Annotated in this window: 11 protein-coding genes and 1 pseudogene; 10 read left to right on the top strand and 2 right to left on the bottom strand. The window is 60.9% G+C overall.

From position 1 onward, the window contains the following. Positions 1-109, top strand: a pseudogene (locus SB764_RS26515) (electron transfer flavoprotein subunit alpha/FixB family protein); the annotation flags it as partial. Positions 110-173: 64 nt separating this feature from the next. On the opposite strand, the gene SB764_RS26510 reads toward SB764_RS26515, so the two are convergent. Further along, positions 174-965, bottom strand: a complete 792-nt coding sequence (locus tag SB764_RS26510) for an SDR family NAD(P)-dependent oxidoreductase (protein ID WP_074985542.1) — start codon at positions 963-965, stop codon at positions 174-176. 310 nt (positions 966-1,275) lie between these two features. On the opposite strand from SB764_RS26510, the gene SB764_RS26505 reads away from it, so the two are divergent. The 9 genes from SB764_RS26505 to SB764_RS26465 all read left to right on the top strand — a co-directional run bounded on the left by SB764_RS26505 (position 1,276) and on the right by SB764_RS26465 (position 13,724). Next, complete coding sequence (locus tag SB764_RS26505; RefSeq protein WP_065059828.1) at positions 1,276-2,238, top strand: substrate-binding domain-containing protein; 963 nt, start codon at positions 1,276-1,278, stop codon at positions 2,236-2,238. Positions 2,239-2,293: 55 nt separating this feature from the next. Then, on the top strand, positions 2,294-3,097 hold the full coding sequence (locus SB764_RS26500) for an aldo/keto reductase (RefSeq protein WP_234775390.1): 804 nt from the start codon (positions 2,294-2,296) through the stop codon (positions 3,095-3,097). Between the two features lie 232 nt (positions 3,098-3,329). Next, entirely contained in the window at positions 3,330-4,382 is a 1,053-nt protein-coding gene (locus tag SB764_RS26495; protein ID WP_065059826.1) for a sugar ABC transporter substrate-binding protein, read from the top strand. A gap of 90 nt (positions 4,383-4,472) precedes the next feature. Next, positions 4,473-5,504, top strand: coding sequence for an ABC transporter permease (locus tag SB764_RS26490; RefSeq protein ID WP_410865556.1), 1,032 nt, complete (start codon positions 4,473-4,475; stop codon positions 5,502-5,504). A gap of 9 nt (positions 5,505-5,513) precedes the next feature. Next, complete coding sequence (locus SB764_RS26485) at positions 5,514-7,052, top strand: sugar ABC transporter ATP-binding protein (RefSeq protein ID WP_410865554.1); 1,539 nt, start codon at positions 5,514-5,516, stop codon at positions 7,050-7,052. A gap of 27 nt (positions 7,053-7,079) precedes the next feature. Continuing rightward, complete coding sequence (locus SB764_RS26480; RefSeq protein ID WP_074985536.1) at positions 7,080-8,075, top strand: ABC transporter permease; 996 nt, start codon at positions 7,080-7,082, stop codon at positions 8,073-8,075. A 41-nt stretch (positions 8,076-8,116) separates the two neighbouring features. Beyond that, entirely contained in the window at positions 8,117-9,145 is a 1,029-nt protein-coding gene (locus SB764_RS26475; protein WP_322005590.1) for an aldo/keto reductase, read from the top strand. A 372-nt stretch (positions 9,146-9,517) separates the two neighbouring features. After that, complete coding sequence (locus tag SB764_RS26470) at positions 9,518-11,062, top strand: methyl-accepting chemotaxis protein (protein ID WP_161495590.1); 1,545 nt, start codon at positions 9,518-9,520, stop codon at positions 11,060-11,062. A 259-nt stretch (positions 11,063-11,321) separates the two neighbouring features. Continuing rightward, positions 11,322-13,724, top strand: a complete 2,403-nt coding sequence (locus SB764_RS26465; protein ID WP_410865551.1) for a TonB-dependent siderophore receptor — start codon at positions 11,322-11,324, stop codon at positions 13,722-13,724. Positions 13,725-13,864: 140 nt separating this feature from the next. On the opposite strand, the gene SB764_RS26460 is transcribed toward SB764_RS26465, so the two are convergent. Further along, positions 13,865-14,866: a proline dehydrogenase family protein gene (locus SB764_RS26460; RefSeq protein ID WP_311732605.1), complete on the bottom strand. Its 1,002-nt coding sequence runs from the start codon at positions 14,864-14,866 to the stop codon at positions 13,865-13,867. Positions 14,867-14,881: the final 15 nt, after the last annotated feature.

Here is a 14,881-nt window from a genome sequence, read left to right as displayed (position 1 = left end):
GATCGTCGCGATCAACAAGGACGAGGAAGCGCCGATTTTCACCGTAGCCGACTACGGTCTCGTCGGCGATCTGTTCAGCGTGGTGCCGGAACTCGTTGCGTTGACCTGAGCGCCATCACGCGTAATCTTCAGCGGCCCTGCTTCTCGACAGCAGGGCCGCACCGCTTGCGCACCTACACGGTTCGCAACATTCCCCCGTCCACGAAATACGTGGACCCCACGCTGTAACTCGCGCGCTCCGAGCACAGAAACACGACGAAATCGGCCAGTTCCTCGGGCGAAGCAAAGCGCTGAATGGGCGCGTGCTCGTTCGCGACCTGCTGCAGATAGCCTTCCCAGTCGCCGCCCGTTTCGCTGCTCAGTTGTTTGGCCGTCTTGATCCAGTCCGGCGTGAGCACGAGCCCTGGATTGATGGTGTTGACGCGAATATTGTCGCTCACCACTTCGTTCGCGAGCGTCTTCGAAAACATCATCAGCGCGGCTTTCGTGACGTTGTAAATGGGCTCGTAGCCCAAAGGCTGCGTGGCGCAGATCGAAGCGTTGTGCAGGATCGCGCCGCCGCCGCGCTGCTTCATCAGCGGCACAAGCCCGCGCGCGAGGCGCACGGCGGCCATCACGTGCAGTTCCCAGTACGCTTGCCATTTGTCGTCGGGCGCGGTCATGATCGTTTCGTTGCTGCCCGTGCCCGCGTTGTTGAACAGAATGTCCGCACCGCCGAAGGCGTCAGTCGTGGCGTCGACGAGTTGCGTCACGCCTTCGACCGTCGCGATATCGCACGCAACCGGTACGGCCTGAATGCCGTGCCGTTCGGCGAGCGATTGCGCCGCGGTTTCCAGACGTTCGCGCTGACGCGCGGCGAGCACGAGATGTGTCCCCTCGGCCGCGAAACGGTCCGCGACCGCAAGACCAATGCCGACACTCGCGCCGGTAATGACCGCGACCTTTCCACGCAGTTTCAAATCCATCGCTCGCTCCTGAATGCTGTGAATGGGTGTGATTGGCGTGCTTCGCCATGCCCGCATTTTGCTATCGCTCTATGCAGAACAGCGCACTATTGCGACGCTTATTAAACATTATCATTTGTAATGATGTTTGAGTTCGGTAGCGTTTGATTTCACGTATACACCTATGTAACGATAGCAATACTATCGTTATTCTGCGCTTGCACAGTCGTCGAAAATTCGCGCCAGCGTGCGTGCGGAAGGCGTTAAATGTTGTCGTGACGATGTGAATCGCAATCCAGCCAAGCAAAACAAATAAACAGGAAAGTGCGTCATGAGACTACGAAATGTGTTGATGGCCGCGCTCGTTTGCGCAGTGTGCGCCGGTCATGCTTTTGCTGCCGACAAACTCAAGGTCGGCATTTCCATGAAGGTGTTGAACGCGCCGTATTTCTCGGCGGCCATGCAAGCCGCGAAAGCGCGTGTGGTGGAACTCGGCGGCGAGCCGATCGTTACCGATGCGCAGGGCACGATGCAGAAGCAGATCGCCGATGTCGAAGACCTCGTGACGCGCGGCGTGAAAGTGCTGATCATCGATCCGGCCGATCCCGAAGGGCTGGTGAGCGCCGTGAACGCAGCGACGGCAGCAGGTGTGAAAGTGATCGTGATGGATGCCGATCTCGATCCGAAGGCGAATTACCTCACGCTCGTGCAATCGTCGAATCGGCAAAACGGTGCGCTGGTCGGCCGCTGGGTTGTCGATACGTTCGGCGACAAGCCGCTGAAGATCGCGCTCGTGTCGGGCGACAAGGGCAATCCGGTGGGCAAGGCGCGCCGCGATGGCGTACTCGAAGGCATTGTCGAAGCGCAGCTCGAAAAACTCGGCAAGGCGAATCTGCAGATCGTGGGGCAAGGCTGGGGCAACTGGACCGACGAAGGCGGCCTGAAGGCGATGGAAGATCTGCTGGTCGCGAACAAGGACATCAACCTCGTGCTCGGCGAAAACGACAGCATGGTGCTGGGCGCGCGTCGTGCGATCGAGAGCGCGAATCGTCAGGGCATCACGCTCGTGGCGGCCGCCGATGGTCAGAAGGAAGCGCTCGCGCTCATCAAGCAGGGCAAGTATGGCGCGACCGCGCTCAACGATCCGGCGCTGATCGCGCGCACGGCCGTCGACCTCGGATTCAAGGCCGCGAATGGCCAGGCGCGTGATCTGCCGAAGATGACTTATACGCCGCCTGCGGTGATCGATCGCGGCAATATCGACAAGTTCTACAACCCGAAGGCCGTGTTTTAAAGCGGTGCTTCGATTCAACTGCAACGCAGTTTCCATCGAACTGGAGTCAAGCTTGATGTCAGTTATTCCCGCGCTGGGTCTCGGCACATTCCGCGTCGCCCCGGACATCACCACGCAATCGGTGCGCACCGCGCTCGAACTGGGCTATCGCCATATCGACACGGCGGTCCACTACGAGAATGAAGCGGCTGTGGGCGCCGGCATTCGCGAGAGCGGTGTGAATCGCGACGAGATTTGCGTGACGACCAAGGTGTGGTTCGACAGCCTGCGCCATCGCGCGGTACTCGACAGCCTGGAAGCGAGCCGCGAGCGGCTCGGTGTCGGTGTGATCGATGTGGCGCTGGTGCATTGGCCGTCGGTCGACGGCGTGCCGGTCGCTGAGACGATCGGTGCGATGCGCGAAGCCGTGGACGCAGGTTTGATCCGCCATTACGGCGTGTCGAATTTCACCGGGCCGCTGCTCGACGAAGCCGTTGGGGTGCCAGGCGGCGATGCAATCGTGACGAATCAGATCGAGGTGAATCCGTTCTTCGCGAATCGCGCTGACGTGGACGCGACGCATCGGCACGGCCTCAAGGTGACGGCATATATGCCGCTGGGCGAGGGCCGCGTGCAGCGCGATCCTGTGATCGCCGCGATTGCCGAACGTCATGGCGTGGATGCGCCGCAAATCGCCTGTGCGTGGCTGCTCGCGCGCGGCATGCTGGTGATTACCGCGTCGCGCAGCGTCGAGCATCAGCGTGCGAATCTGCGTGCGCTGGACGTGCGTTTGAGCGATGACGAACTCGCCAGCATCGACGCGCTCGATTGCGGCGCGCGCAACGCGAATCCGCCGTTTGCGCCGTGGAATCGTACATGAGTTGCGTATGAGTCGCACACATCGCCATGCGCGCCAAAAAATTTTCGTTTTTTAACTGGCATCTTAGATACGCGAAAAGCATGGCGTGAAGCAAGCCGAACCGGATAGAGACGGTTCGGTTGTCGAATCAAGAGTGAGATTCATGCAGAACACAATGTTAGGTATCCGTATCAGTTGAAGCGGGCCAGGAATAATGAGGCATCCGCTTCTCAATCCAGAGAGGAGACAGCAATTGAACAGCACGACTCGTCTGCTTGCCGCGTCGCTGGTGGCGTCGGCCATTGGCGTTGGCATTTCGTCGCCGGTATGGGCGGCTTCCGACAAGACCACGCTCGTTGTCATGATTCGCGGGCTCGACAATCCGTATCACGCCGACTATGCGGCGGGCGCGAAGGCGCTCGGCAAGAAGCTGGGTTTGCCCGTCGATGTGCTGAGCAGCGAGGGCAACAGCCAGAAGCAGTTTTCCGATCTGAAGGCGGAGATTGCGAAGACCGGCGGCAACATGGTTGTCAACGTCGATCCGAACGAGGCGCCCGACGTGGTGCCGATCGCGAAGATGCTGGAAAGTGCGGGCGTTTACTGGGTGAGCTGGTGGAACAAGCCGGACGACATCAAGGTGCAGGACTATCCGCACTGGGTCGCGCATATCAGTTTCGACGCTGTGGGGCAGGGTTATTTCAATGCGAAAACCCTGTTCAAAAACATGCCGACGCCGAACAAAGGTTCGATCATCGCGATTCAGGGCATGTTGTCGAATAACGCGGCCATTGGGCGCTTCCAGGGCCTGCAAAAGGCGCTCAAAGAAACGCCTGGCGTGAAGCTCGTGCAGTGGGAAGCCGCCGATTGGGACACCAACAAGGCCTACGAAATCACCAAGCAATTGCTGGCGGCGCATCCCGATACCGCGGGCGTGTGGTCCGCCAACGACAACATGGCGCTCGGCGCGGTGGCCGCGCTCAAGGAGGCGGGCCTCGCAGGCAAGGTCAAGGTGAGCGGCACGGACGGCGTGCCCGATGCGTTCGATGCGATCAAGGACGGCACGATGTCCTCGACCGAATACGACGACGCGCGTTATCAGGCGCAACTTGGTTTGTCGATGGCGCTTGCGGCCAAACAGGGCGCGCTCGATGTGAAGGCCACACCCGCCAAATACCGCGCGTTTCTGATTCCGGGTATCGAAGTCGATCGCTCGAACGTGGAGAAAGTCGTGAAGGACACGGTCAGCAAGATGCCGGATTACGACCTGAAGAACTTCTACGCACGCTGGGTCGCGCCGATCAAATAACACCGCGTAGCAGGTATTCAAGCAAGCTTCGGCGCGGGCGTGCGAAACCGGCGCGCTCGCGGCCGGAACCATCAGGAGGGACGGCAGTTCATGGAACCTGTGGAAAGCATGGGCGACGCGAATTTCTCGCGCCAGCCCGCACACACCGCGTGGATGCAGGGCGCGCCCCGCTGGCTGCGTCGCAGTGGCGTCGGCGCGCAACTGCTCTCGCTTGCGCTGATCGTGGCCGTGTTCGCCATCGGCACGCGCGGCGCGAGTCTCTCGTGGGACAACGTGCAGGTCGTGCTGAGTCTCGCGGCGATTCCCGCGATTCTCGCCGTGGGTCTGCATCTGACCATCGTGATTGGCGGGATTGATCTTTCGCTGCAAGGCACGGTTGCGTTGTGCGCCGTTTTCGTCGGCGTGCTCAGCAAGAATCGCTACAACGATCACGATGTCGGGCTCTGGATTCTGCCGATCTGTCTCGCCATCGGCGGCGCGGCGGGCATGCTGACCGGCGTGCTGCACACGAAACTCAGAATCCCTTCGTTCATTACGACATTGGGCGTGAGCTGGGTGCTCTATGGCGTAGCCGTCTACGTGAACAAGGCGATGCTGATTACGCTGCTCGATAACCGCATTCAAAACTTTATCAACGACAAGCCGCTCGGCGTTGCGAATGTCGTGCTGGTGGCGCTGACAATTGTGATCGCCGTGCAGTTTTTCGAGGATCGCACGCGCACCGGGCGCTATCTCTACGCCATCGGCGGCGACGAAGCGCTCGCGCGTCAGGCGGGCGTGAACGTGCCGCGTATGAAAGTGGTCGCGTTCGCGATCGCCGGGTGTCTCTACGGCCTGGGCGCGCTGCTGCTCGTGAGCCGGATGGGCAGCGCGACCGCGCGCACGGGTCTCAATCTGCTGTTTCCGGTGATCACGGCGGTGGCGGTGGGCGGCGTGTCGCTCACGGGCGGCCTTGGGGGGGCGAAGAATGCGCTGCTCGGCACGCTCGTGCTTGCCGTGCTCAATAACGGCATGGTGCTGATGGCCGTGAATCCGTATGCGCAAACGGCCGTCAACGGCATCGTGTTGATCATTGCCGTGGCGCTCACGCTCGACCGCCGCAAGCTCGGCTTCATTAAATAAGGCCGCACTATGGAAACGCTTATCGAACAGGATACCGGCGTGGTGCTCTCGCTCGAAGGTATCACGCGCCGATTTCCCGGCGTGATTGCGCTCGACGATGTTGCGCTGACCGTGCGCAAGAACGAGATTCTGGGCCTCGTCGGCGAAAACGGCGCGGGCAAGTCGGTGCTCACGAAGATCATGACCGGCATTTATCAGCCCGACGAAGGCCGCTTGATGCTGGACGGCAAAAAGGTCGTCATGAAGGGCACCGCGGATGCGATCCGAAAAGGCATTGGCGTGGTGTTTCAGGAAGGCTCGCTGATTCCGAATCTCTCGGTCACGGAGAATCTGTTTCTATGCCACGAAGCGCGCTTTCGCCGCTTTGGCGTGCTGTCGCGGCGCGAGATGGCCGCCGAGGCGCGGCGCGTGCTGGAACCGATGAACCTCGATATCGACGTGGATCTCCCGGTTGCCTCGATCTCACCCGCGGCGCGGCAGATGGTGGAAATCGCGCGCATGGTCTGGCTCTGCGAGCAATATGGCGCCTCGAATCCGATTGTGATTCTCGACGAACCGACCACCGTGCTCAACGACGGCGAGCGCGACACGCTATTCGAGATTCTCAATCGCCTGAAAAGCCGCGCGTCGATGATACTCATCTCGCACCGGCTTCAGGAAGTGCTGGAAAACTGCGATCGCATTGTCGTGCTCAAGGACGGCCGCAACGTGACGGAGATGCCCACGTCCGGCCTCGATATCGCCAATGTCGAAAAGCTGCTCGTGGGTCACGATTTCGCCGGCGACCGCTTTCGCGAAAGCGAGCAGCGCGCGCCGGGCGAGAAGGTGACGTTCCGCGTCGATCAACTCGCGAAACAGGGGGAGTTCGCGCCGCTGAGTTTCGAGGTGCGCGAAGGCGAGATCGTCAGTCTCGTCGGTCTGGTCGGTTCGGGGAAAGAGGCGCTGTGCCGCTGTATTGCCGGATTGGAGCGCTACGACGCGGGCACGCTCGCGATCGAAGGCAAGACGCCTGTGAACGGTTCGTCGCGCTCGGCCGTGCTGCATGGCGTGGGACACGTGCCCATCGAACGGCGAGAGGAAGGGCTCGCGCTGAATATGAGCGTGGCCGACAACATCAACTATCTCGTGCTCGACAAGCTCAAGGTCGGCGGAATGATCAGCACGCGCAGAGAGCACGAGCACGCGAAGCAATGGGTCGCGGAATGCCTCGTCAAGACGCCTTCGATTCATGCAGCCTGTGCGGGATTGAGCGGCGGCAATCAGCAGAAAATCATTCTGTCGAAATGGCTGAGTTCGGATGTGCGTCTGCTGATTCTCGATCACCCGACGCGCGGTATCGACATCAAGGCCAAGGACGAGGTCTATCGGCTCATTCGCAAGTTCGCGAATGCGGGCATTGCCATGATCATCATGTGCGACACGCTGGAGGAGGATATCGGGCTGGCCAACCGTCTGCTGATCATGCGCGAGCGGCGTTTGATCGGCGAACTGGAGGCGTCGGCGCATGCCAAGCCGACGCCGCAGGATCTGATCAAACTGATCGTCTGAACGAAGCTCTCGACAAGGAACCGCAAATTGGACGCACCTTCTTTTGACGGCGCCCGGCGCGCCGCTTCGCGTACCGGCATCAAGCATTTGACGAGCCGGTTGAAGCCGATCCATCTGACGCTCGCGTTGATCGTGGTCGTGGGCGCATTCATGGCAATCGGCAACGACCAGTTTCTCTCGCTGTACAACATCAATACGATTCTGGATTTTGGCGCCATTCTGCTGATTGCCGCGCTCGGGCAAATGTTCGTGATTCTGATTGGCGGAATTGATCTCTCGGTGGGCGGGACGATTTCGCTGGTTTCGGTGGTGTTTATTACGCTCGTGCATCGCATCGGTTATTGGGCGTATCCGTGCTGTCTCGCGCTCGGTCTGGCGCTCGGGTATATCAACGGCGTGATTCTCACGCGCGTGAAAATTCCGTCGTTCATCGCCACGCTCGGCACGGGCGGCATCATCACGAGTCTCGCATATCTGGTGTCGCCACGGCCCGTTAGCGCCGCGCCCGGTGATTATTCGATGCTCGATATTGTCAACGGCAACGTGTTTTCGATCAGCAACGTGTTCATCATCGGCGCGCTGGTTTTTTGCGCCGTTGCTGTGTTTCTGCGCTTCACGCGCACGGGCCGCAATATCTATTTCGTGGGCAGCAATATCCGCATGGCGTGGATGTCCGGCACCGATATCGCACAGTCGCGTAACGTGCCGTTCATGATTTCCGGCGTGTGCGCGGCGCTCGTCGGCATCATTATTTCCTCGGTGCGATTCGGTGGCGATCCGGTCGTGGGCACCTCGTACGTACTCAACTCGATCGCGGCCGTGGTGGTGGGCGGCACGGCGCTCACGGGCGGCGCGGGCGGCGTGCTCAACGTGCTGTTCGGCACGCTGTTTCTCAGCATGCTCGACAACGGCATGAACGTGATTGGCGTCGACCAGTATTTTCAGCAGGCGATTTACGGCGCCATGATTATTTTCGGCGTGGCGGTCACGTTCGACCGCAAGAAAACGCCGATCATCAAATGACGTTTGCCTTTCCTTCAGCGAGACACACCCCTATGAATGCAATGGCAACGAGAACCGTGTCGGCCAATGGGCTGGCCGTGACCACCCTGGGCCTCGGCGGCACCGGGCTGGGCAATATGTATCGCGCGACCGATCCCGAAGTGGCGACCGCGACCGTTCATGCCGCTTTCGCACGCGGCATGCGTTATTTCGACACCGCGCCGGTCTACGGTTACGGTCTCGCCGAAACGCGTCTAGGCGAAGCGATTAAAACGCTGCCGCGCAACGAGATCGTGATTTCGTCGAAAGTCGGTTATAGCCTCGTGCCGATTTCCGAGCGCGAGAAGTCGCCCGCTTTATGGGCGGACGCACCGGCACTCAGGCCGGAATTCGATTATTCGCGCGACGCGGTGCTGCGCTCGATCGAGCAGAGTTTGCAGCGGCTGGGTGTGGATCGCATCGATATGATCGCGATTCACGATCCCGACGAATCGATCGTATTCGGTCCCGGTGAAGATCCTTATGCGCGCAGTCATTTTCGCGAGGCCATGGACGGCGCGTATGTCGTGCTCGACGAATTGCGCTCGCAAGGTGTGATTGGCGCGGTGGGCGTCGGCATCAATCAATGGCAGATGCTTTCGGATTTCGTGGTGGCGGGGCACTTCGATTATTTTCTGCTCGCCGGGCGCTATACGCTGCTCGAGCAGGAGCCGTTGCGCACGCTGCTGCCGCTGTGCGAGCAGCGCAATACGAAGCTCATCATTGGCGGACCGTATAACTCAGGCATTCTCGCATCGGGGCCGGTGCAGAGCGCCACGTTCAATACGCGGCCCGCGCCGCCGTTCGTGATCGATCGCGTGCGCCGGCTCCAGCAGGTGTGTCAGCGTCATGGCGTGCCGCTGGCCGCGGCGGCGCTGCAATTCCCGCTCGGCCATCCGCTTGTGTCGAGCGTGATTCCCGGCGCGCGCAGCGTGGCCGAACTCGAAGAAAACGTTGCGTTCATGCAGCATCCGATTCCCGCTGCATTGTGGGCCGATCTCAAGGAAGAAGGGCTGATGGAGGCGAAAGCGCCGGTGCCCGCGAGCACGTAGCCGTGGCGTGACGCACGTCTTGATTCCACATTGAATGATTCTGTCGTCAGCGCCGTTTTGCACCGCAATGGGCACGGCGCTGTTGTAAACCTGAATGCGTCGATCGGCGTAATCGTCGGTTCGCATGCTCTGAAAGTGACGCACGCGAAAGTGTTCAATCGGGCGAACGATCGTTTCTCCCGCGTTTCCTTCCATCCCCCATTTCCCCGCAACGCCGTCTAAACCGCCGCTGCCGCCTCTTTAACACCGCCGCAACAGCTTCTTAAAACCGCTTGTCGGCGAATTATTGTTGGTATACCGTATTACGAATTTTGACCGTGCCGATGAGCCGACGCTCGCGGCCGGGTTTCGATTCCCCACCTGAACACGAAGATGCAGAACCTTTCGATCGGCAAGAAGTTGACCTCGGCGTTCTGCGTCGTCATTGCGTTTTTCCTCGTCAGCTCGGCCGTGTGCTGGTACGGCCTCGACGCCATCGACCAGAAGCAGCAGCAAAACGCCGTCTCCGTGCAGGCGCAGCGGCTCGTGAAAGACGCGAGCGCCGATTACCTGAACATCATCTGGGCGCTGCTCGCCTATAACCTCGACGGTCAGCCTGGCCACATGAAGTGGAAGGTCGATCACATCGGCGATTTCCGTACGCGCATGGCCGCGATCAAGGCGCTCGATCCCGCCGATACGGCGCGCAATCAGCTCATCGATACCGCCGTCGCGCAGTACGACGCGTGGGAAGCGAAGGTCGTCGATCCGATGCTCGCGATGCGCACGCAGGTGAACGAGGGCAGCGCCACGCTCGCGCAACTGAGCGCGCTGACCGAGAGCTTCGGCAGCTATCTGGGCACGGGCGACATGATTGCCGCCGTCGATGCGCTCGACAAGGCCGAGAGCCAGCGCATCGAGGCGCGTACCGCGGAACTCGCGTCGCTGCGCCACACGATCTATCTGAGCGTGGCGCTGGCCGCCGCGTTCGCGGTGGTGTGCGCGGGGCTGGCCGGGCGCTGGCTCGTGACGGCGATCCGCGATCCGCTGTCGCGCGCCGTCGATACCGCGCAGGCGATTGCCGCCGGACGTCTCGACAGCCGCATCGAACGCAATCGCACCGACGAGACCGGGCGCCTGCTCGCGGCGATGGATGCGATGCAGACGTCGTTGCAGACCATCGTCGGGTCGGTCACGCAGGGCGTGGAAGCCGTGAAGGTCGGCGCCGCGCAGATCGCGGCGGGCAACACGGACCTGTCGTCGCGCACCGAGCAGCAGGCGGCGGCGCTCGAACAAACGTCGGCGACCACGCATGAACTGACCGAAGCCGTGCGTCAGAACGCCGACAATGCGCGTCACGCGTGCGATGTCATCGTGCGTGCGATGAACGCGGTGAATGCGGGCAATACGCTGTCGAGCGATCTGATCGAGACGATGAACGAGGCGTCGGGCAGCGCGGAAAAGATCGCGACGATTACGGCGATCATCGAAGGCATCGCGTTTCAGACCAACATTCTCGCGCTCAACGCGGCGGTCGAAGCGGCGCGCGCTGGCACGGAAGGGCGCGGCTTTGCGGTGGTCGCCTCGGAAGTGCGCTCGCTCGCGCAGCGTTCGTCGACGGCGGCGAGAGAGATCAAGGAATTGATCGAACAATCGACGATGTCGATCTCGGGCAGCGTGACGCGCGCGCACGACGTCGGCGCAACGATGACGCGTTTGCGCGCCGATATCGCCACCGCGAAGGACGTGTTCGAGACGATCGCGCAGGCTTCGAACGAGCAGAGCCGTGGGCTCGAACAGGTCAATCAGGCCATCGCGCAGATGGACCAGGTCACGCAGCAGAACGCCGCGCTGGTGGAAGAGGCGGCGGCCGCCGCGCATGCGCTCGATGAGCAGGCCGTGCGTTTGCAAGGCGCGGTGGCGGTGTTTGCGGTGTAAGGCGCAGTTTGCCTTGATGGCGGCGAACGTGCGGCGGCCGAATCGAAAGCGCACGCCGCCGATTCATTGAGCACGCGTCATCGGCGCTCCATCGATTGCCCGTCCGGCCCGCCGGGCGGGCGTCGTGCGCTATCGAGCCTGGCATCGGGCAACCTCGCCGGACGTTAAAAAATTTTCAGAATCGATGTCAGGGTTTGGTGAAGTCGTGCGTCTTCTTCGGTAATGGTTCTTATTTCGTTACCCGTTGGAGATGTCTTTCATGATGTGCCCCCGTTTTCCGCTCGCCACGCTGGCGGCCGCCGTCATCCTGGCCGTCGCCGTGCTCGAGGCACCTGCCGCGCGCGCCCAAACCCCCACCGCCGCGGCGCCCGAGGCGCTTGCCGACTTCTCGATTCCGGCTCAGCCGCTGGGCGACGCGCTCAAGGAAGTGGCACGTCAGGCCAACGTGCAGGTGCTGGTCAAATCCTCGCTGGTGGCGGGCAAAACCTCGCCCGCCGTGAAGGGGCGCATGACGGCGAACCAGGCGCTCGGGAGCGTGCTCAAGGGCAGCGGTCTGTCCGCCGACGTTCGCGACGGCACGGCGACCGTCGCCCCCGCGCCGGCCGCGCCGGTCAGCGAAACGGACAACACGCTGCCGGCGGTGGTGGTCTCGGCGGGCCCCGACGAGCAGCGGCCGACCGAGCAGACCCACTCGTACACGATCAAGACGACGACGGCGGGCAGCAAGATCGCGTTATCGCCTAAAGAAACGCCGCAATCGGTGTCCGTGCTCACGCGCCAGGAAATGAACGATTTCCAGATCAATAGCGTGAACGACGCGCTGCGCCACATCACGGGTGTGACCGTCGAGCCGTACGATTCGTACGCGACCGATTTCACGTCGCGCGGTTTTCAGATCACCAATCTGCAATTCGACGGCATTGGCATTCCGCTCGTCTATACGTCACAATATGGCGATATCGACATGGCGTTTTACGACCGCGTCGAAGTGCTGCGCGGCGCCGACGGCCTGAACGCTGAAACCGGCAACCCTTCCGCGACGGTGAATTTCATCCGCAAGCGCCCGACTTATGATTTCCAGGCATCGGCGGGTATTTCATATGGATCGTGGGACAAGAAGCGCGTTGACGTCGATATTTCCGGGCCGCTGAACAAGGCGGGCACGGTGGCGGGCCGACTGGTCGCGTTTCACGAGGACGGCAATTCGTACACCGACCGTCTTAAGCCGAGCAAGGATGGCATTTACGGCGTGGTCGAAGCGAACCTGACGCCGAGCACGCTCGCAACCGCGGGCTTCAGCTATGAGTACAACCGCCTGGGCGGCGCAAGCTGGGGCGGCTTGCCGCTGCTCGATGCATCGGGAAACGCGCTCAATTACGACGTGCACGCGAGCATGGCGCCGAAATGGGCGTTCTTCAATACGCAGGAGCAGCGCGCTTTTGCGGAGTTGAAGCAACAGATCGGCTCGCGATGGACGTGGAAAACATCGGCCAACTGGAGCGACATTTATAACAACGCGCGATTCTTTTATCCCTACGGTTCGCTCGAATCGGATGGATCGGGCGTCAATTCGTATACGTCGAATTACGAGTCGTCGAATCGGCAGATCGTGCTCGATTCGAGCCTGAGCGGCAAATTCGATCTGTTCGGACGCACGCATGAACTGACTTTCGGCGCCAACTTCTCGCGCTCGGAATTTACGAATCCGTCTTCCGAAGGCGAGGGCGATGGCGTGCCGGTCAGCTATGCCGATCTGCTCGCGGGATCGTATCCGGAACCGACATCGTGGGGCGAAAACGCGACGCGCGTGCATTATCTCGACGTGCGCCGCTCGCTTTATGCATCGTCGCGATGGAGCCTGACCGATCGCGCGCATCTGCTGCTCGGCATCAACTATACGCAGGCGGCCAGCAGCGGCGATTCCGCCGGCACCAGCTATAACCAGCAGTCGTCCGGATCGGCGCCGTATATCGGCCTGACTTACGATCTGACGCGCGACATTACCGCGTACGCCAGCTTCACCAAGATTTTCAATCCGCAGTATCAGCTCAACGCGAATAATCAATTGCTCGGGCCGGCGCGCGGCCGCAGCGCGGAAGCCGGGATCAAAGGCGCATTCTTCGACAACCGTCTGAATACCTCGTTGACGGTGTATCGCATTCATCAGTCGAATATCGCCACGGAAGCGGGATTCAACGCGGACACGGGGCAATACTATTACTCGGGCGGCGACGCAACGTCCGAAGGTATCGAAGCGGAAGTTTCCGGGCAAATCACGAACGACTGGAACGTCAGCGCGGGTGCAACAATCCTGCGTGTCACCGACGACAACGGCCAGGCGACACAACTGTTCGTGCCGCGCAAATCCGCGCATTTGTCGACGACTTATCGTCTCCCGTACTTCGATCACAAGCTGACGGTGGGCACGAGCGTGCGTTGGCAGAGCGCCACGAGCTATGTCGACGAAGGTGTGGGCATGGCGCGTCAGGGCGCTTACACGGTGCTGGATTTCACGGCCCGTTACGACGTGAACAAGCACTTCACGATTACCGGCACGCTGAATAACGCGCTCGACAAGAAATACTGGTCGACGATGGAATACAGCTATAGCACCTACGCTGCGCCGCTTAATGGCAGCGTCAATCTTACCTGGCGCTATTGAGTGCTGAATGGCTGGCGGGCGGCGTACGTTGGTTGACGTGCGCCGCTGTTTTGGTAATACGCGCCAGTTGCGCGAAAGCCGTCAATCGAATCGGGACCGACTATTGAGTCGGTCCTTGTCGATAACGGCTTCCGTCACCCTTAGCGAGCCCGCTCGCCCGATATCATCGCGGCGAGAATATAACCTGCGATACGCGGATTCTCCTTGATTCGCCTTGTGCTATAGCCGTACCAGTCGCGGCCGTAGGGTACATAAACCCGCACGTTGAATCCCTGCGCGAGCAACGCGTCGCGCTGCGATTCACATACGCCCAGCAACATCTGAAACTCGAATCGCGAGCGGGCGATCTGTTCGCGTTGCAACCAGCCGGTTAGCGCATCGATCAAATGCGCATCGTGTGTTGCAATGCCCACGAACGATCCGGCCTGAATGGCATTCGAGACGTGCCGAACAAAATGCGGATTGATCGCGGCGCGGTCGCTCGATGCGCCATCAACGAGATGCGCGGCCGCCTCTGCATAAATGCCCTTGCAAATACGCATGCGGCTTTTGCGCGCCTGAAGCGCAATGATGTCGTCGCTCGTGCGTTTTAAATACGCCTGCAACGCGATTCCGACTGGAAAGCCGCTCGCTTCGAGCGTCGCGAAAGCGTCGAGCGTTCTCTGCGTGCAATGGATGTCCTCCATATCGATGCACGCACGAATGCCTTTCGACGCTGCTGCGCGCAATATGCGGGAAACGCGCGACATGCACGCGGCGTCGTCGAGCAACAATCCGAGTGCGGTGAGCTTGATGGATAGCTCGGTGGTTTCATTACCGGTGCCGAGCGCCTCGATGAGCTGGAGATAGCTGCGGGCCATCGACTCTGCTTCATCGGCCGTGGAGGCCGTTTCGCCCAGCACGTCGATGGTGGTGAGAAAGCCTGCCGTGTGGAGCGCGTGAATACGCGTGTGAGCTTCGTCGAGCGTTTCGCCGGCAATATAGCGGCGGGAAATCCTGCGGATGAGCGAACGCGGAACGAGCGGGATGGCGTGCGCCGCCATCGTATTGAGAATACGCATGTTGTGGTCTCGTGAAAACGCAACCGCATGAATCGCGATCCGGAAGATCGGTTCATGCGATATCGCCGGACTGTCTTTCACGACAGGTCCGGGGCG

The sequence above is a fragment of the Paraburkholderia sp. SIMBA_027 genome (assembly GCF_046535315.1).
Classification (GTDB): domain Bacteria; phylum Pseudomonadota; class Gammaproteobacteria; order Burkholderiales; family Burkholderiaceae; genus Paraburkholderia; species Paraburkholderia tropica.
This window is presented reverse-complemented; position numbering and strand designations above follow the sequence as displayed.

Coding starts and splice junctions, on each gene's coding strand:
- SB764_RS26500 (WP_234775390.1), top strand. CDS start 2,294: ATGTCAGTTATTCCCGCGCTGGGTCTCGGCACATTCCGCGTCGCCCCG.
- SB764_RS26465 (WP_410865551.1), top strand. CDS start 11,322: ATGATGTGCCCCCGTTTTCCGCTCGCCACGCTGGCGGCCGCCGTCATC.
- SB764_RS26485 (WP_410865554.1), top strand. CDS start 5,514: ATGGAAACGCTTATCGAACAGGATACCGGCGTGGTGCTCTCGCTCGAA.
- SB764_RS26510 (WP_074985542.1), bottom strand. CDS start 965: ATGGATTTGAAACTGCGTGGAAAGGTCGCGGTCATTACCGGCGCGAGT.
- SB764_RS26475 (WP_322005590.1), top strand. CDS start 8,117: ATGGCAACGAGAACCGTGTCGGCCAATGGGCTGGCCGTGACCACCCTG.
- SB764_RS26505 (WP_065059828.1), top strand. CDS start 1,276: ATGAGACTACGAAATGTGTTGATGGCCGCGCTCGTTTGCGCAGTGTGC.
- SB764_RS26490 (WP_410865556.1), top strand. CDS start 4,473: ATGGAACCTGTGGAAAGCATGGGCGACGCGAATTTCTCGCGCCAGCCC.
- SB764_RS26470 (WP_161495590.1), top strand. CDS start 9,518: ATGCAGAACCTTTCGATCGGCAAGAAGTTGACCTCGGCGTTCTGCGTC.